Below are 15,986 nucleotides of genomic sequence, written 5' to 3'. Positions count from 1 at the left end.
GCTGGCTTCTCCCTGAAGCTTGGAACGACCCGCAAACATGCGGGACGGCTGGCTAGTTATGTTCGAGGAAAAAATGCGTCTGAAAGACAAAGTCGCCATCATCACCGGTGCCGGTGCGGGTATTGGCAAGGCCGCCGCTCATATTTTTGTTCGCGAAGGGGCTAAAGTCATTGTCGCTGATCGTGATGGGGGAAAGGCTGCTGCGGTTGCTGCCGAACTCGGTGATGCAGCATTTGCGTTTACCGTTGATGTTTCGCGCTCGGATGAAGTGAAGCAGATGATCGATACTGCCGTTAGTAAATTCGGACGTCTCGATATTCTGGCTAACAATGCAGGATACGGTATTCCCGGCACTGTCGTGAACACAGAGGAAGATGATTGGGATGCCCTGATGGCTGTCAATCTCAAGGGCGTTTATCTTTGCTGTAAACACGCGATCCCGGTGATGGCAGCACAGGGCGGTGGCACAATCGTCAATACGGCATCCAATGTTGCAACTGTCGGTATCTTTGATCGTGCGGCTTATGTTGCCTCGAAGGGCGGCGTAGCAGCTCTTACTAAAGCTATGGCTCTGGATCACGCGAAGGAAAAAATTCGCGTAAACTGTGTGGCTCCGGGTGTCACATGGTCAAGCTACTTCGAGAAAATGGTGGAAACAACACCTGACCCCGATGGTTTCAAAAATGCATTGAAAGCGCGTTCGCCGATCAATCGCTGGGCAGAACCACAAGAAATCGCAAACTGCATTTTGTGGCTAGCGTCGGATGAAGCGTCCTTTGCGACAGGGGCTATGTTCACCGTCGATGGCGGCATGTCGGCCTGGTAAGCGCTATGACCATCGCGACCGCTACCGTTCCACATATAGCACTTCTTGGCTTCGGCGCCATCGGAAGAGATCTGTGCAGCAAGCTTCTGGCCTGCCGCTGTCAGATCACTGTGTTGTTGCGCGAAGGCGCATCAGCACCGGACCAGCCACCCCGCGGAGTCCGGTTTGTCAACGACGTGAATGCGTTGTTGGCCTCAAAGCCTTCTGTTGTTGTCGAGGCCGCCGGACAGGATGCCTTAAAAGCATTCTGTCCGGTTTTTTTAGAAGCCGGAATTGATGTGATCGCGGCCTCTGTTGGTGTCATTGGCGATGCGGATTTCAAACGTAGAGCGGCAGAAGCAAGTCGGAAAAGCGGTGCAAGGCTGATTTTCCCAACTGGTGCAGTAGGTGGTCTGGATTATCTTCACGTTGTAGCTCAAGTAGTCGATCTCAGCGTGACTTATACGTCCCGAAAGCCGGTCTCCGCTTGGGTGGCCGAACTAAAAGAGCTTGGATTGGACCCGGAGAACGTGCGCGAAGCGGTCGTGCTTTATGAAGGCAACGCCATTCGTGCAGCAGAGCTCTATCCGCGCAATCTGAATGCGGGGCTGACGATTGCACTGGCTTCCGGTGTGGAGCGCACGGCAGTCAGGGTCGTGGCAGACCCGGCGGTTTCGTTCAATACTCATGAGATTGAAGCACGAAGTTCATATGGTGAAGCGTTCATGCGGTTCGCCAACCAGCCTTCACCGGACAATCCCAAGACCTCAGCCATTACCGCCGCCAGCCTCTTAACCGAAGTCACACGTTATTTTGCCGGGCGATTAGTTCAGGCGCAGTGAATGGATGGAATGCCGAATGAGCAATGTTCTCATTGCAGGTGCAGGAATAATAGGACTGAGCGCAGCGCGTTCTTTACTCGCTGAGGGACACAGTGTCACGATTGTTGACCGCGACCCGGCAGGCGACAAGGCGTCTTTTGGCAATGCGGGCGGGCTTGGCGTTACAGAGATCGTGCCTGCAAGTGTACCTGGCCTCGTCTGGAAAGTGCCTGGCTGGTTATGTGATCCGCTTGGTCCTCTGTCCGTGCGGCCTGCACATTTTCCGAAGCTTGTCCCGTGGCTTGCGCGCTTTATGCGTAGCGGGTCACAGTCGGAGATGTTGCGTATTACCAAAGCCCTCGCAACGCTGACTGCGCCGGTTTACGATGATTATATGCCGTTGCTGGAGGAGTTGAAACTCACGCATGAGCTGCATCAGATTGGCGCATTGTGGGTCTATGAGACTGAAGCAGCGTTTCAAGCAGACGCGGTGGATCGCGACCTCCGTCGCAGTTACGGCATTATCTTTGATGAGATGGACGGTGATGAAGCGCGAAAACTTGAACCAGCTCTTGGGAAGGCTGTCGTTCGAGCCGCAATGACACCGCAATGGTCGCATTTTGATGATCCCAAACGTGTCGTGGATCGCCTGCGTGATCTTGTTGTTGAGCGCGGCGCAAAGCTTGTAACCGGCGAAGTCCTTGCAGTGGATGGTAAGCTGTTGCGTTTGGCTGATGGCAAGGCGGTTGATTTCGATCAGTTGATCATCGCAACCGGCGCATGGTCAGCACGTCTTGCAAAGACGATTGGTGATCGTGTGCTGCTCGAAAGTGAACGCGGCTATAACATCACAATCCCTAATTCTGGCGTTTCGCTTACACGTGAAGTTATTTTCGCTGAACGCAAATTCGTGGCCACACCCATGGATATGGGATTGCGTATTGGTGGTGCTGCCGAGTTTGCAGGGCTTGAAACTGCACCCAATTATGCGCGTAGCGATGCACTCGCCAAGTTGGCGCGCATTTATCTACCCGATCTTAAAGCGCATGAAGGAACGCGCTGGATGGGCCATCGTCCGACAACACCGGACAGTCTGCCAGTGATCGGACGCTCACCGCACCGCGATGACGTTATTCATGCCTATGGTCATAGCCATGGGGGGCTAACACTCGGGCCAACCACAGGTCGTCTCGTTGCTGACCTGGTTGCGCGAAGACACTCCACTATTGATCTCTCACCTTTTTCCGTCAGCCGGTTTTCCTGATCTGGAGCAGAATATGAACCCTCATACCTTTATCTGTGTTGATGCACATACTTGCGGCAATCCTGTACGCGTTGTCTCTGGTGGTGCGCCTATTTTGCCAAATGTCAGCATGGCAGAAAAACGCCAGATTTTCCTGCGTGACCATGATTGGGTGCGCCAGGCGCTCATGTTTGAACCACGTGGGCACGATGTCATGTCTGGGTCGGTTCTTTATCCACCATCACGCGATGATTGCGATCTTGGTGTATTGTTTATCGAAGTGTCAGGATGTTTGCCGATGTGCGGACACGGCACAATTGGCACCGTCACTGTCGCGCTTGAACAGGGCTTTGTCGTTCCGAAGACTGAGGGCAAACTGGCGCTTGAAGTTCCTGCCGGTCGGGTCGAGGTTGAATATAAGCGCAACGGTCGTTTCGTTGATGAAGTCCGCATTTACAATGTGCCTGCCTATCTTCATGCCAGTGAAGCGAAGATCGATGTTCCGGGTATGGGGGAACTCGTAGTCGATGTTTCGTATGGTGGTAATTTCTACGCCATTATTGAACCGCAGAAGAACTGGGCCGGTCTCGATATGATGAGCGCCGACGATATTCTGAAGATCAGCCCACTGGTGCGGAAACTTGTGCAAGAAGCCGTCGCTCCGGTTCATCCCGAGGATGATCGCATTGCCGGTGTCAGTCATGTTATGTGGGCCGATAAGGGCAAGCATCCTGAAGCTGATGCACGCAATGCGGTGTTTTATGGCGATAAAGCTATTGATCGCTCACCCTGCGGAACTGGCACTTCAGCCCGCATGGCGCAGCGTGTTGCTAAAGGCTTGCTGAAAGTCGGCGAAACTTTTGTGCATGAATCGATCATTGGAACGCTGTTTCATGGACGGGTTGAGAGTGCTGCGGAAGTTGCAGGTCGACCTGCCATTCGCCCAAGCATTGGCGGCTGGGCGCGGGTCACGGGTTACAACACGATACTGGTCGATGAGCGTGATCCGCTCGCCTTTGGCTTTCAGGTAAAGTGAGCCGGTCATGATCCTTGAAGAGCGCGATTATCATATCGTTCCGGGTCGCATGGCGGAGTTCATTGCGACTTATGAAAAGCTTGGTCTTACAATTCAGACAGAAATTCTTGGCGGGTTCGTCGGCCATTTTGTCTGCGATATTGGCGAGTTGAACCATGTTGTTGCGCTTTGGCGATATGAAAATATCTCGGATCGCGAGGAAAGACGTGCACGCATGCTCGCCCATCCGGGATGGCAAACCTATCTCGAAGCAATCAAAGGCATGATCGAGCGCCAGAGTATCCGCATTCTGAAGCCAACCGCAATTTCTCCGATGGTGTAGCCATGAAAGCTGTTCTGCCTTCTCTAGTCGATCTTGTCCCAGAGCGCATGAAGCCGGGGGCCGATCTTATCGCTGAAGGCAGAAAGCTTTCCCGTGACTGGCGGGTTGGCAGAAATGCTTTTCTTGACGCCAATAATGTAACCTGCGAGGCGGAATATAAACGCCGCAAAGCCGCTGAAGGTCGCATGATGCAACATGCGCATATCGGTTTTCGAAGCGTTGAGCGCACGGTTGAAGCAATTGGCGAAGTGCACGGCACTTGTGCCAGCCGTGGCGTGACCGTTGATCGTTTCGGTATCACACTTGATTGGTCTATGGGCTATCCGGTCGCTTTGCGCAAAGACAGACCGAGGGGCACCGGCATTGTTTTGAACGGGCCGGAGGATTTCGCCCGCATCACTAATGCTGCACCAGCGGCTGCGCATTTTGGCGACTTCATGCTTGGCTTGCCCGGTGCCATTGAAAATACCAAGGGCGCGCTTGCCGCCGGGGCGACTGCCATCGGTAATCTCGGGCAATACTTCACTTTCCGCTTGCCCTATTGGGATGATGATGTTGCGACGACGGAAGCCGCGGTTACGGCGCTTGGTTTGATTGCTGCTCAGGATGAGGAAGTGCTCGTTCATTCCAATCTGGATGACGGGTTCGCAGGCTTGTTTGCAGATATGAGTTCGGCGCTTGGGATGGTGTTGATCGAGCGTCATATCGTCGAAAATCTGATCGGTGGACGCATGTCCCACTGCTTTGGCCACCATTATACAGCGCCACTCGTGCGTATGGCTTTCCATAAGGCTCTGGCGACGTTCAGTGATGCTCCAGGCACTATGCTTTTCGGGAATACTGTGAGCTATAAGTCAAGCCCTGCGGGCAATTTCGCAAGTCTTGCCAGCTATTTGCAGGCCGATATCTGGGCCTTGGCGCGCATTCATACGGGACATGCCATCAATCCAGTTCCTGTGACTGAAAATCAGCGCATACCGGATATTGATGAAATCATCGATGCACAGACTTTTGCGACACGTATGGCTGACCATGCAATCCCAACAGCCAGTCTGATTGACATGGCACAGGTGGATAAAGCCGCTGATCGCCTGATTGAGGCGGGACAACGTTTCAGCAAAAATGTTCTTTCCGGTCTCGAAGAGGCTGGCGTCAATATTAATGATGCGGCTGCACTTATGCTCGCCTTGCGGCGCATTGGGCCGAAGCGCTTGGAAAGCCTCTACGGCGCAGGCAACGAAGACGCGACAGCCTGGGGCGGTCGTCGTTCGGTGATGTTGGCCGAATGGGTCGAAGAGCTTGAAGAAAGTGCGCATGAATGGGTCGAACTTGTCCCCGAAGCGGCGCGCATCACCATTGCTGAGAGCGGCTTATGTGGATGCGTTGCTTCATCTGATGTTCATGAGCATGGCAAGAACCTGATCGAGCGCATTCTAGGCATGAGTTCTGTCGGTATCATTGATGGAGGTACTTCTGCGGACCCGGAAGCAGTTGTCGCGACAGCCCTTGCCGAGAAGGCCGATTTCATCGCCATTTCGACTTATAACGGCATTGCATTGCGCTATGCCCGTGATGTGCTGGCCGCTCTCAAAGAGGCCGGTTCCGATATGCCAGTTCTGATTGGTGGAAAGCTTAACGAGATACCAGAGGACTCCAATTCGGGTCTTCCGGTGGACGTCAAAGCCGATATCGAAGCGCTTGGTGCTTTGCCTTGCGAAACACCCGAAGCGATGACGAAATTTATCGAAAATTTTATAACAAGCACAAATAAGGGAACAAGAGCATGACACGTTGGACAGGTGTATTTCCGGCCGTTACCACGAAGCTCAAACAGGACGGTGCGCTCGACCTTGATGCGACCGCCGCTTCCATTGATCGGCTGATTGCCAATGGGGTTTCTGGCGTTATCGTTTTACCGATGTTGGGCGAGAACGCATCGCTGAAGGCAGAAGAACGTGATCAGGTTATTCTGGCGGCTAAAGAAGTTGTCGCAGGTCGTGTGCCACTATTATCCGGACTTGCGCAGATTTCGACAGCCGATGCAGGTGCCGCTGCGCGTCATTATGAAAAGCTTGGCGCTCAAGGCCTGATGGCGTTCCCGTCACTTGCCTATAAAACCGACCCGCGGGAGACAGTGACCTGGTACAAATCGTTGGCCGCAAGCAGTGGCCTGCCGATTATGATCTATAACAATCCGATTGCTTATGGTGTGGATGTCACGCCGGAAATTCTTAAACAGCTGGAAGATACGCCGTCTATTGTCTGCATTAAGGAAGAGTGCGGCGATATCCGTCGTGTCACCGATCTTTACAATGCATGCGGCGACCGTTTCTCTGTCTTTTGCGGCGTGGATGACCTTATTGTTGAAAGCCTCGCTTTGGGCGTCACTGGCTGGGTTTCTGGCATGACGAATGTCTGGCCTGCCGAATGCGTGAAACTGTTCAATATGGCCTCTTCGGGCAATTTCGATGAAGCGCGCAAACTCTATCGTTTGCTGACGCCAGCGTTCCATCTCGATACGCATGTGAAATTGGTTCAGTACATTAAACTCGCAGAAAAGCTTGTCTATGGCGCACCGGAATGGGTGCGTGAACCGCGATTGCCTTTAGTCGGCGACGAACGCACGCATGTTGAAACTGTCGTAAATGACGCCATTGCCAAACTCGCTTCCTTGAAGGATTGAGCTATGCGCTTTTCCAAGATGATCAATGTCGTCGGCGTTCATGCTGCGGGCGAATTGAATGAAGTGATTACCGGCGGCGTCCTCGACGTGCCGGGTTCTTCGATGTTCGAGAAAATGCAGTATCTTGAAAGCAAAGCTGATGATCTGCGGAATTTTCTGCTGAACGAGCCGCGTGGTCGCGTAACGCAATGCGTCAATCTTGTTTTGCCGGCCACAAAGCAAGAAGCAGATGCTGGCTTTGTTATTATGGAGTCAGATTTTTATGTGCCAATGTCCGGCACGAATACAATCTGCACCGTAACTGCATTGCTTGAAACTGGCATGATCCCCATGAAGGAGCCCGAAACCAAGCTTGTGCTAGAAGCTCCGGCTGGACTTGTGCCAGTGACAGCACAGTGTGAAAACGGCAAATGCGTAAACGTTACATTTGAGAATGTTCCATCCTTTGTTTTCGCGCTGGATGCAAAGGTCGATGTTCCGGGGCTGGGGGCCATCACGGTTGATGTCGCCTATGGTGGGATGATCTATGTTCTTGTCGATGCCGCATCTATCGGTTTTAACGTCGACAAAACGGAAGCCGCTAAACTCGTAGAAGTGGGAGAGCGAATTAAGAAAGCCGCTGCTGAACAGCTTCCAGCTATCCACCCCGAAAATCCAGAAATCTATACGATTAATCAGACGCTTTTTGCGGGTCCGTTGGAAGAACGCGATGGCGTCAAGCGTTCGCGCAATGCCGTGATTGTATCGCCGGGCCGTATCGATCGCTCACCTTGTGGCACTGGCACAAGTGCACGGCTTGCTGTCATGCATGCGCGTGATCAGATTGCCGTTGGCGAAACATTCATTCATGAATCGATCATTGGTACTGAGTTTATTGGTCGCGTGCTTGAGGAAACAACGTGTGGCGATAAGGCCGCCATTCGTCCGGCGATAACCGGGCAGGCGTGGATCACTGCTTTCCATAATTATGTGCTCGACCCGACGGACCCGTTCCCGACGGGGTTCCGCCTCGGCGACACTTGGCCGGGTAACTGATTGAGAAAGAACGAGAAATGTCGATAGCTTTGGCCGATGATGGTTGCCGTCTTTACTATGAGGTGAAAGGCGAGGGTGAGCCGGTTGTGCTCATCCCCGGCCTGGGAGGCGATGGTCGCTTCTGGGTTGGAGTCGAGAAGGCTCTCAAAGGGTTTCAGATCATCACGGTTGATCATCGCGGTGCGGGGCGAAGTGACCGTCCCGACGAAGGCTATTCGATTGACCGGATTGCACGTGATGTTCTGACTATTCTGGATGTAGAGAAGATCGATGCCGCGCATCTGGTCGGTCATTCTACGGGTGGCACGGTCGTGCAAACCATTGCGCTTGATGCGCCTGAGCGAGCCAAGTCGCTCGTCATAAGCGGAAGCTGGGCATGTCCAGATGCACGCTTTCGTGCGCTGTTCGAGTCGCGTTTGGAAATGATGCAGAAGGGCGAGGTGACAGCCTATCAGAACCTGACACATGTCTTCGGCTATACGCCGGAATGGATAGCCGCGCATGAGGTCGAGCTGAGTGCTGCTGTAGGGAATGCAGCGGACAATCTTGCGCCATACACAGTGACAGCACAGCGCATTTCCATGTTGCTAGACTTTGATCGATCGCAAGAACTAAACGCGATCCGTCAGCCCACACTTTTGCTCGGCGCAAGTGACGACATCATGATTCCATTTCATCATATTGAAGAACTTCATCATATGATTGTGCTTTCCGAAATGCAGGAGATGGAGGGTGGTCACTTTTATCCGCGTGTTGCTCCGCGAAGGTTTGCTAATGCCATTGCTATTTTCTTCAAATCGACCTGAGCATAGCTTGGCTGTTCTGCAAATATTATACAGTCATGGTATCAACATGGTTATGTAGGGGCTTCTGTTACAAACTTTTCGTCCATGCATTTGGTAACGCGGCTCGACGGCTTTGAATTGGAACCGTGACGCTTTACCGGTAATTTGAACGAGAGAGTATCTGGTCCGGCCTGGCTTTATGCCGATCCTGATGTTCTTGACTTCGCCTCTAAATCACAAACATGCCATCGGATTTGTCCCGCGTACTTGCTTATCCTCGTCGTTCTCAGGGAAAGTGGGTGGTCCGGAAAGTGGCCATTTATTCAAGATATGGCGTCAGCAGGTCTTCGATCCACTTCATGAATGCGCGAACCCGGTGCGAAAGGTTGCTTCGATGCGCTACGACGAGGGAAACCGCTATCGCCCGGGGACGAAATTCGGGCATGATCTCCACAAGCGCTCCACTTCCAAAGTGTTGGCCAATCCCTATGAGCGGCGCTTGAATCAGGCCAAGGCCGGCGAGAGCAGCGGCGTCGTAGGTCTGCGCACTGTTGACATGCAGCGCACCTGGCAACTGAAGTCTGGCGTGACCGGTGCCGTCCGGATATTCCCATCCATAGGGTCTTGAGCCCAGAACTGTCGAAAAATGAATTGTCCGATGTTCCTGACGCTGGAGATCCTCTATTGAATGAGGGACGCCATAGCGTGCTAGGTAGGCTGGACTGGCAGCGTTGGCCATGCGCAACAGACCCAACGGGCGGGCAATCAGTGTCTCGTCCCTGATGGCGCCAAGCCGCAACACACAGTCGAACCCCTCTTGAACCAGATCGACTTGGCGATCTGTAGTCGAAATTTCCAGCTCCAACTTGGGGTGCGCCGCCATGAAATCCGGCAAGGCTGGCATGATCACAGTGCGCGCCACCTCGGTCGGAAGATCAACCCGCAAACGCCCGCGGAGCGCTACGCGATCGTCTGCGAACATTGAGTGTAGATCATCGACTTCTGCAAGCAAGTCACGGGCGCGGGCATGAAAAACGCGTCCATCTTCCGTCAACTGCACGCTGCGCGTCGTACGGTGCAGAAGCCTGACACCGAGATATTCTTCCAGCTTCCGGACGGCCGTTGAGGCCCTTCCCTTCTGAATGCCCAGGCTTTCGGCCGCTCGGGTGAAGCTTCCCATTTCCGCTACCGTTATGAAAATGAGGATGGGTTCGAGATTCTGCATGTTCGTGCCCCGGTACTGTTCTCCAAATGAAGAACAGTGAGTTCGTTCTATCGGAATTTATCACGTCTGGCAGATACAGTAAGCTCCGAATATGAAATCCTTCGTTGGAGAATGACTAGTGTCTGAGGTTATGAACCAGCATCACGTGACTGAATCTGCGACGTTGCATCGGTCCCTGTTCGTCGGCCGGATGATGAGCGCGCTTGTTGCTATCGTGCTGATGGCAGATGGGACTATTCAGCTATTCGCACCGACGCAGATCGCAAGCATATTGCAGGAAACCGGGTTCACAATGGATCTGACCCGCATCGTGGGTCCGATCATACTCGCTTGCGCCACCCTTTATGCTGTTCCGGTCACCGCCGTCCTTGGCGCAATCCTGGTGACGGGCTTTTTGGGAGGCGCCATCTGCGCCCATATCCGGATTGGCGAGTTGGGGTCGCCGCCGGAGATTATTTCCCTGCTTCTGGGGGTGATGACATGGGGCGGCCTCTATCTCCGCGATCCGCGTATCCGGGCTATTCTGCCGTTCATCCGTTAAATCAAATGGGCATTGTTCTGTCCCTGAAAATCAGGAAAAAAGCATGTTTTTAGTAATGGGAATTACCGGAAAAGTCGGTGGTGCAACCGCCCAACATCTGTTGGCACAAGGCAAGAAAGTACGCGCTCTTGTCCGCAATCGTGAAAAGGCGGCTCATTGGTCGGCCCAAGGCGTCGAGCTGGTAGACGGCGATTGGAATGACACGGCAGCCATCGAGCGCGCGCTCGATGGCGTTGAGGGCGCATTTGTTATGTTGCCTTCTGTCTGGACGCCTTCGTCTGACTACAGGGAAGCAAAGGGCATGATTGCGAACTATGTCACGGCACTCACCAAGGCAGCGGCGCCACGAGTGGTAGCGCTCTCGTCGATGGGTGCAAACAGAACCAGCGGGCTGGGGATGATCATGGCCCTGTCGCTTCTGGAGCAAGGTTTTCTCAATCTGACATCTCCGGTTACCTTTGTGCGCGCAGGCGGTTTCTTCGAAAACTTCCTATACGGCTTAGAGGTCGCTCAAGGTGGGTCGCTACCGGTCTTCTATAACCCGACAGACCGGAAATCGACTATGGTCGCGACGAAGGATATTGGTGCGGAGGTTGCATCCCTTTTGACTGGGCCAGCCTGGTTAGAACAGCGCGTCATCGAGCTCGGTTCGATGGTCAGTGCGGATGAAATTGCTACCCAGCTGGGTGAAGTCCTGAAACTTGACGTGAAAGCCTTTGCAATTCCACGTGCAGGATGGGCAGAAGCGTTCGAGCAGTTCGGCATTCCGAAGGGCCGTACCGGACCTGCTGAAGAAATGTATGATGCAGTGAATGCGGGATGGATGTCCTTAGGAGTAAAGGGTACGGAGCACGTAGCGGCTACGACGTCCGCACGCGATGTCTTCGCGGCTGCGCAGAGCGCCGCCAAGGCGTAAATCGGGGACGGCCAGCCATGACGGAGACTGCCGCTTCTGCATCGAACGCGTCGTGGGAAGCACTCAACAGTCCGAGCCAACACGCGAGGCGTCTCTACCCCCGCCCGATTGTAAGAAAATGTCCGCTATCCGCGCCTTCCTATGTAATAGCAGCCTGACTGCTTTCCTGATCCCATTTTTGTCGTTAGATCTGATGGTCTATGATTGGTAATTTACGCGTGAGCTGGATAGCCAGATCGGCCCAATCATTGAAGGCTTAGGCCGCAATCAATTGGTATGGACAGGCAACTGACGTACTCCAGGATTTCATGATGAAACTCGGCGGGCTGCAAATAGTGAAAGTGATGATGAAGTGACTGCGAGCTGAGCGGCTTTCAAGAACTGATTACTGCCATCTTTACCAATGCAGGAAAACTCTCCCACCAATCATACCGAGAAAGCCCATGATTGCGATTCCGAGCGTATACCAGATTGCAATAAACGGCATTCCGGATTCTGGACAGTGTAGTGAGTAGACGAGAACTCCTGCGGCGCCAGCAATGATACCGGCGACAAGACCGGTCAGAGCAGGATTTGCCGGAGCAAGCCGTCGCATCGCAGCAAGCAGAAATCCGAGCATGGGAAGTGCTATGAGAACAATCAACCAGGGACAGACCAACGCCGTCCGCCCCCATATCAACACTTCTGCTTGTCCGGGCTTAGCGTTTAGCAGTTGGATTGATGCCGCACCTGCAAGACAGGCCAGAAGTATGGCCAGCGGCAACCAGTGCAATCCCGTGCGAACGGGCCGCGACAAGTTGAATAATGCGGGAACCAGTATCAATAAAAGCAGGACTGCATAGCCGAATTTCATCCAATAGGCTGCCGTGGTCATCGCCAACAGCAAATCGTGACGCGCGCCAAGAAAAACCAGCATAATCGCAAGGCCGGCTGCAATACCTCCCGTTGCGTAACGCAAGAAAAGCTGGCGCATTGCGTTAGGGCCAACCGGTTTGACATCTTCTGTCAGCTTCTCGATCAGATCATCGGTCATGCCCTTTGCCTCCAAATCTTTGCGCTATTGTTGCAAGGCCGCGGTGGATGGCAACTTTGACCGCGCTCTGGCTCAAGCCTGTGTCACGTGCGGCTTCATCTATGGATTGTCCCTCGATTTTGACTTTGCGGATCAAACCTGCCGTGCGTTCGGAAACACCGCTCAACATCCTGTCCACGTCCATGCGCGCGTCGGTGGCTTCAGATTCATCGGACACAGGAACATCTTCTTCCAGAGGTATAGCAGTATCACGCCCGTGACGACGTAAATGATCGATAAGCTTGTGATGTGCAATTCCATTCACCCAGGGTAGAAACGCCATGCCTCGATCATAGGTTATGCGTCGGGTATGCATCGCCAGCAAAGTCTCCTGAATAAGGTCTTCCGCTTGCGATTTATCCCCGAAAAGACGCCGTAGAAAATAAGGTTTCAGTCGGCGCGACAAATCCTCAAGCAAGGTCCGATAGGCTGCCTTGTCTCCATCGAGCGCCAATATCATCAGTTTTTTCAACCTCTCTTCGTTCGAATAGGTCAGGTTACAACTCCCAATCACCGGCATATTCGAGAAAGAAGCGGAAAAGGTTACAACTTCCGATGAGGTGATCACATCACCGTGATCGGTGTAACCATTTGCCTCTGCATGTCGAAACTCCTCCTGTTAGGCGCTGCTGGCGCCCAGATGAACAGGAGTATCGTCATGACCATCAAACAGAACATAGTAGTCCTTCCGGCGCTTGCCTTGCTTGCCGCTATATCTTTCACGCCGGTTTCTTTCGCGCAAGACGCGATGAAATCCGACACCATGAAGTCTGACACTATGAAGAAGGATTCCATGGGCAAGCATGACGCCATGAAAGGTGACGCCATGCATAGCGATACAAAAAAGAAAATGAAGAAACATGACGACAAAGCGATGAAGAGCAATACCATGAAACAGGACGCGATGCAGTCCGGCTCCATGAAAAAGCCTCAGTAATTGTTCTGGCCCGCCAGTCTTCCCTCAGGATTGGCGGGCAAATTACCGGAGCGCAACATCATGAAACAGCTCGTCTATCGCCAGCGTCTGCTGACGCGCCTCACACACTGGATTTGGGCTGCAAGCCTCTTCTTTTTGCTGCTCTCGGGGCTGCAGATATTCAATGCACACCCCATGCTCTATCTCGGTAACGAATCCGGTTTCCACTATGATAATGCCGTTCTGGCAATTTATGCCGTCGATGGCGAAAGCGGCCCTGAAGGTCGTGTCGATATCTTGGGCAAAAGCTTCCAGACAACCGGTTTTCTCGGCGTATCGGGCGCCACAAGTGCTCCCGCCTATCAGGCATTTCCCCCTGCGTTGACCATTCCGTCTTATCGCGATCTGGCAACCGGACGTGTGGTTCACTTTTTCTTCGCCTGGGTTCTGGTGGGCACACTCATGCTATGGTTGGTCGGCAGTGTTTTGAACGGGCATCTGAAGAACGAGTTACTGCCATCTGCATTGGATATAAAGAGCCTGCCCGGCGATATTCTGAACCATCTCAAGTTTCGCTTCCAGCATGGGAAAACATATAATCCTATGCAGAAACTGACCTACTGCATGGTGTTTTTCGGGCTTTTCCCGATGATTATAATTACGGGGCTGGCCATGTCTCCCGGCATGGATGCCGTACTACCGCTGACGAAATGGCTCGGCGGACGCCAGACAGCCCGCACTCTTCATTTTGCAGCCGTTTTCCTGCTTTGCGCATTCGTCGTCATTCATATCGTGATGGTGTTTGCGTCAGGTCCGTTCAACGAAATGCGATCGATGATTTCCGGTTGGTATCGCGCCGAACTTCCGAAAAAAGACGAGGACAGGTGCCCATGAGCAAGCTCAATATTTCCAGACGACAGTTCCTAATTCTTTCCGGAGCCGCAGCCTCTTCCATTATGTTGGGCGGTTGTGACGCATTCGATTTTGTCGGCAACAACGAAAGCTCTACGCGGCACGTCCTCGAAAAGGCGAACGATCTGACCTACCTCATTCAACGGCAACTTCAGGGACATAATGCACTTGCAAGGGAGTATGGGGAAAGTGAGCTGCGCCAGGGTCAAAAGCCGAATGGTGAAACCAATCCCGCAACAGAGGAATATGAAGCACTTCGCGCTGCCGATTTCTCAAATTACGTTTTGCAGGTAACAGGTCTCGTGGAAAAACCGGCAAGTTTTTCGCTGGAGCAACTGCGCAACATGCCAGGGCGCACCCAGATCACCCGCCACGACTGCGTGGAAGGCTGGAGTACAATCGCCAAATGGACAGGCGTTCCCTTGAGCCAGATTCTCGATGTGGCACGGCCCGCACCATCTGCGTGCTTTGTCGTCTTCCACTGCTTCGATAGCGTAGACGGCGCGAAAGGGGCAGCGTCATTTTACGGCAGTATTGACCTGATTGATGCCCGTCATCCGCAGACTATATTGGCCTACGGTCTCAACAATCGGGCCCTTCCGGTGGAGAACGGAGCTCCGCTTCGCCTGCGCGTTGAAAGACAGCTCGGATACAAGATGAGCAAATACATCAAGTCGATTGAGCTCGTCTCGAGCTTCGCAAATATTCAGGGTGGAAAAGGTGGATACTGGGAGGATCATGGATATGACTGGTACGGAGGACTATGATTCATTGAAATACGTCGACAGTAACGATATCGATACGGCATGTTGTCTGACACGTGACGAGCCGACAGCGCCGCAAGGATATCACCTTGTGAATATCATACCGCCGGTTCATCCAACACAATTTATGAATAACATTATTCGATCATCAATCAGCTACTCTGGTCTAACGCAATAGCGCCCGTCCTCGGAGCCTCCGCTAAATCGGGCTGTCCCCTTTTCTTGCTTCTATCGTTAGTATCAAGAATGCAAGTTTTAGATTAGCAATCAATGTTGTCGCCCAGTTGAATAACTGAACGGTAGAGTTCAAAATCCGTGAAACGCCATATCGAGCGCGGATACGATCTCGTCATGTGAAGTAAAAAGGTTTGTGACTGGGTTCTTTAATACGGACACCGGAATTGCCGACATAAACTGTGTAACCAACACATGCTCCTCTCCTTCAATCTCGAAGCTCGGATTGAGTCGCTTCGCCGGGATGGGGGCCAGCGCTTTAATAATTAGAGGGATGACAATACGTGTTTTCAGCTCATCCAGTAGGTCAGCCTGTACGTCGAGCACATAGCCGCCACCCCCCGGATTGGAGTAAACGTCATATCTCGCCATTAGAATTGACGATAACGTTCAAGAGGTAAGCCATTTGCTTCGACGTAAGCATTAGAACTTTGCATTGCTGGACGATTTTCTTCTTTCCAAATTGCTGACTTGGCAGCAGCTAGCGCCTGCGCAATTCCACTCTCGGCTGCACGCGAAATATTTATCTTATGTCGGCGCGCTTCAGAAAGAAGCTCATTATCGATTGAAAGATTGGTGGCGCGCTTGAATGTCCGGGCGGATTCCAGTTGTGGCATAAGACGTGCTCCTTTGGCTGATAGTTATATGCGCATATTTATGTGCATTCAACCGATAT

General features: G+C 52.8%; 19 protein-coding genes. 14 read left to right on the top strand and 5 right to left on the bottom strand.

From position 1 onward, the window contains the following. The first annotated feature begins 58 nt into the window (after positions 1–58). Genes ACSME1_RS20595 through ACSME1_RS20555 form a run of 9 tightly spaced genes read left to right on the top strand, consistent with a single transcriptional unit; the run spans position 59 to position 8,751 of the window. A complete protein-coding gene (locus tag ACSME1_RS20595; protein WP_435655713.1) occupies positions 59–826 on the top strand; it encodes an SDR family oxidoreductase in 768 nt (255 codons plus the stop codon). A 5-nt stretch (positions 827–831) separates the two neighbouring features. Then, the gene (locus tag ACSME1_RS20590; protein ID WP_435655712.1) at positions 832–1,647 is read left to right on the top strand and encodes an aspartate dehydrogenase; all 816 of its coding nucleotides are present in this window, start codon (positions 832–834) and stop codon (positions 1,645–1,647) included. Between the two features lie 16 nt (positions 1,648–1,663). Next, the gene (locus ACSME1_RS20585) at positions 1,664–2,890 is read left to right on the top strand and encodes an NAD(P)/FAD-dependent oxidoreductase (protein WP_435655711.1); all 1,227 of its coding nucleotides are present in this window, start codon (positions 1,664–1,666) and stop codon (positions 2,888–2,890) included. 13 nt (positions 2,891–2,903) lie between these two features. Beyond that, positions 2,904–3,905 carry a 4-hydroxyproline epimerase gene (locus ACSME1_RS20580; RefSeq protein WP_435655710.1) on the top strand — a complete coding sequence of 334 codons (1,002 nt, stop codon included), beginning with the start codon at positions 2,904–2,906 and terminating at the stop codon, positions 3,903–3,905. A gap of 7 nt (positions 3,906–3,912) precedes the next feature. Continuing rightward, positions 3,913–4,227 (top strand): NIPSNAP family protein, encoded by a 315-nt coding sequence (locus ACSME1_RS20575; RefSeq protein ID WP_105707469.1) that lies wholly within the window; start codon positions 3,913–3,915, stop codon positions 4,225–4,227. 2 nt (positions 4,228–4,229) lie between these two features. Continuing rightward, positions 4,230–6,014 (top strand): cobalamin-dependent protein, encoded by a 1,785-nt coding sequence (locus ACSME1_RS20570; RefSeq protein ID WP_435655709.1) that lies wholly within the window; start codon positions 4,230–4,232, stop codon positions 6,012–6,014. Continuing rightward, positions 6,011–6,910 carry a dihydrodipicolinate synthase family protein gene (locus ACSME1_RS20565; protein ID WP_105707472.1) on the top strand — a complete coding sequence of 300 codons (900 nt, stop codon included), beginning with the start codon at positions 6,011–6,013 and terminating at the stop codon, positions 6,908–6,910. The genes ACSME1_RS20570 and ACSME1_RS20565 overlap by 4 nt, the downstream gene beginning before the upstream one ends. Positions 6,911–6,913: 3 nt before the next feature. After that, positions 6,914–7,945: a proline racemase family protein gene (locus ACSME1_RS20560; RefSeq protein ID WP_435655708.1), complete on the top strand. Its 1,032-nt coding sequence runs from the start codon at positions 6,914–6,916 to the stop codon at positions 7,943–7,945. Positions 7,946–7,962: 17 nt separating this feature from the next. After that, complete coding sequence (locus ACSME1_RS20555; RefSeq protein WP_105707475.1) at positions 7,963–8,751, top strand: alpha/beta fold hydrolase; 789 nt, start codon at positions 7,963–7,965, stop codon at positions 8,749–8,751. 298 nt (positions 8,752–9,049) lie between these two features. Here the strand turns inward: ACSME1_RS20555 and ACSME1_RS20550 are convergent, their stop codons facing one another. Beyond that, on the bottom strand, positions 9,050–9,955 hold the full coding sequence (locus ACSME1_RS20550; protein WP_105707477.1) for a LysR family transcriptional regulator: 906 nt from the start codon (positions 9,953–9,955) through the stop codon (positions 9,050–9,052). A 118-nt stretch (positions 9,956–10,073) separates the two neighbouring features. Between ACSME1_RS20550 and ACSME1_RS20545 the strand changes: the two genes are divergently transcribed. Together ACSME1_RS20545 and ACSME1_RS20540 are read left to right on the top strand one after the other, a co-directional pair. Beyond that, positions 10,074–10,496, top strand: coding sequence for a DoxX family protein (locus tag ACSME1_RS20545; RefSeq protein WP_105707479.1), 423 nt, complete (start codon positions 10,074–10,076; stop codon positions 10,494–10,496). 43 nt (positions 10,497–10,539) lie between these two features. After that, a complete protein-coding gene (locus ACSME1_RS20540; protein ID WP_105707480.1) occupies positions 10,540–11,412 on the top strand; it encodes an NmrA family NAD(P)-binding protein in 873 nt (290 codons plus the stop codon). A gap of 397 nt (positions 11,413–11,809) precedes the next feature. On the opposite strand, the gene ACSME1_RS20535 is transcribed toward ACSME1_RS20540, so the two are convergent. Together ACSME1_RS20535 and ACSME1_RS20530 are read right to left on the bottom strand one after the other, a co-directional pair. Further along, a complete protein-coding gene (locus ACSME1_RS20535; RefSeq protein WP_105707482.1) occupies positions 11,810–12,445 on the bottom strand; it encodes an NrsF family protein in 636 nt (211 codons plus the stop codon). Continuing rightward, complete coding sequence (locus ACSME1_RS20530) at positions 12,435–12,944, bottom strand: sigma-70 family RNA polymerase sigma factor (protein WP_105707484.1); 510 nt, start codon at positions 12,942–12,944, stop codon at positions 12,435–12,437. The genes ACSME1_RS20535 and ACSME1_RS20530 overlap by 11 nt, the downstream gene beginning before the upstream one ends. Before the next feature lie 198 nt (positions 12,945–13,142). On the opposite strand from ACSME1_RS20530, the gene ACSME1_RS20525 reads away from it, so the two are divergent. Genes ACSME1_RS20525 through ACSME1_RS20515 form a run of 3 tightly spaced genes read left to right on the top strand, consistent with a single transcriptional unit; the run spans position 13,143 to position 15,079 of the window. Then, positions 13,143–13,421: a pentapeptide MXKDX repeat protein gene (locus tag ACSME1_RS20525; protein ID WP_105707527.1), complete on the top strand. Its 279-nt coding sequence runs from the start codon at positions 13,143–13,145 to the stop codon at positions 13,419–13,421. A 60-nt stretch (positions 13,422–13,481) separates the two neighbouring features. Beyond that, on the top strand, positions 13,482–14,294 hold the full coding sequence (locus ACSME1_RS20520; protein ID WP_435655707.1) for a cytochrome b/b6 domain-containing protein: 813 nt from the start codon (positions 13,482–13,484) through the stop codon (positions 14,292–14,294). Beyond that, positions 14,291–15,079 carry a molybdopterin-binding protein gene (locus ACSME1_RS20515; RefSeq protein ID WP_435655706.1) on the top strand — a complete coding sequence of 263 codons (789 nt, stop codon included), beginning with the start codon at positions 14,291–14,293 and terminating at the stop codon, positions 15,077–15,079. The genes ACSME1_RS20520 and ACSME1_RS20515 overlap by 4 nt, the downstream gene beginning before the upstream one ends. A gap of 303 nt (positions 15,080–15,382) precedes the next feature. Here the strand turns inward: ACSME1_RS20515 and ACSME1_RS20510 are convergent, their stop codons facing one another. Together ACSME1_RS20510 and ACSME1_RS20505 are read right to left on the bottom strand one after the other, a co-directional pair. Next, positions 15,383–15,682 (bottom strand): CcdB family protein, encoded by a 300-nt coding sequence (locus ACSME1_RS20510; protein WP_105707490.1) that lies wholly within the window; start codon positions 15,680–15,682, stop codon positions 15,383–15,385. After that, entirely contained in the window at positions 15,682–15,927 is a 246-nt protein-coding gene (locus ACSME1_RS20505) for a type II toxin-antitoxin system CcdA family antitoxin (RefSeq protein WP_105707492.1), read from the bottom strand. The genes ACSME1_RS20510 and ACSME1_RS20505 overlap by 1 nt, the downstream gene beginning before the upstream one ends. Between the last annotated feature and the right edge of the window lie 59 nt (positions 15,928–15,986).

The sequence above is a fragment of the Brucella pituitosa genome (assembly GCF_965577835.1).
GTDB lineage: Bacteria > Pseudomonadota > Alphaproteobacteria > Rhizobiales > Rhizobiaceae > Brucella > Brucella pituitosa.
Note: the sequence above shows the minus strand (reverse complement) of the source record. Positions and strands in the feature narration are given on the sequence as shown.

What these genes read in the sequence shown, in the direction of transcription:
- ACSME1_RS20595 (WP_435655713.1), top strand. Translation starts at nt 59, where the DNA reads ATGTTCGAGGAAAAAATGCGTCTGAAAGACAAAGTCGCCATCATCACC.
- ACSME1_RS20590 (WP_435655712.1), top strand. Translation starts at nt 832, where the DNA reads ATGACCATCGCGACCGCTACCGTTCCACATATAGCACTTCTTGGCTTC.
- ACSME1_RS20585 (WP_435655711.1), top strand. Translation starts at nt 1,664, where the DNA reads ATGAGCAATGTTCTCATTGCAGGTGCAGGAATAATAGGACTGAGCGCA.
- ACSME1_RS20580 (WP_435655710.1), top strand. Translation starts at nt 2,904, where the DNA reads ATGAACCCTCATACCTTTATCTGTGTTGATGCACATACTTGCGGCAAT.
- ACSME1_RS20575 (WP_105707469.1), top strand. Translation starts at nt 3,913, where the DNA reads ATGATCCTTGAAGAGCGCGATTATCATATCGTTCCGGGTCGCATGGCG.
- ACSME1_RS20570 (WP_435655709.1), top strand. Translation starts at nt 4,230, where the DNA reads ATGAAAGCTGTTCTGCCTTCTCTAGTCGATCTTGTCCCAGAGCGCATG.
- ACSME1_RS20565 (WP_105707472.1), top strand. Translation starts at nt 6,011, where the DNA reads ATGACACGTTGGACAGGTGTATTTCCGGCCGTTACCACGAAGCTCAAA.
- ACSME1_RS20560 (WP_435655708.1), top strand. Translation starts at nt 6,914, where the DNA reads ATGCGCTTTTCCAAGATGATCAATGTCGTCGGCGTTCATGCTGCGGGC.
- ACSME1_RS20555 (WP_105707475.1), top strand. Translation starts at nt 7,963, where the DNA reads ATGTCGATAGCTTTGGCCGATGATGGTTGCCGTCTTTACTATGAGGTG.
- ACSME1_RS20550 (WP_105707477.1), bottom strand. Translation starts at nt 9,955, where the DNA reads ATGCAGAATCTCGAACCCATCCTCATTTTCATAACGGTAGCGGAAATG.
- ACSME1_RS20540 (WP_105707480.1), top strand. Translation starts at nt 10,540, where the DNA reads ATGTTTTTAGTAATGGGAATTACCGGAAAAGTCGGTGGTGCAACCGCC.
- ACSME1_RS20535 (WP_105707482.1), bottom strand. Translation starts at nt 12,445, where the DNA reads ATGACCGATGATCTGATCGAGAAGCTGACAGAAGATGTCAAACCGGTT.
- ACSME1_RS20530 (WP_105707484.1), bottom strand. Translation starts at nt 12,944, where the DNA reads ATGATATTGGCGCTCGATGGAGACAAGGCAGCCTATCGGACCTTGCTT.
- ACSME1_RS20525 (WP_105707527.1), top strand. Translation starts at nt 13,143, where the DNA reads ATGACCATCAAACAGAACATAGTAGTCCTTCCGGCGCTTGCCTTGCTT.
- ACSME1_RS20520 (WP_435655707.1), top strand. Translation starts at nt 13,482, where the DNA reads ATGAAACAGCTCGTCTATCGCCAGCGTCTGCTGACGCGCCTCACACAC.
- ACSME1_RS20515 (WP_435655706.1), top strand. Translation starts at nt 14,291, where the DNA reads ATGAGCAAGCTCAATATTTCCAGACGACAGTTCCTAATTCTTTCCGGA.
- ACSME1_RS20510 (WP_105707490.1), bottom strand. Translation starts at nt 15,682, where the DNA reads ATGGCGAGATATGACGTTTACTCCAATCCGGGGGGTGGCGGCTATGTG.
- ACSME1_RS20505 (WP_105707492.1), bottom strand. Translation starts at nt 15,927, where the DNA reads ATGCCACAACTGGAATCCGCCCGGACATTCAAGCGCGCCACCAATCTT.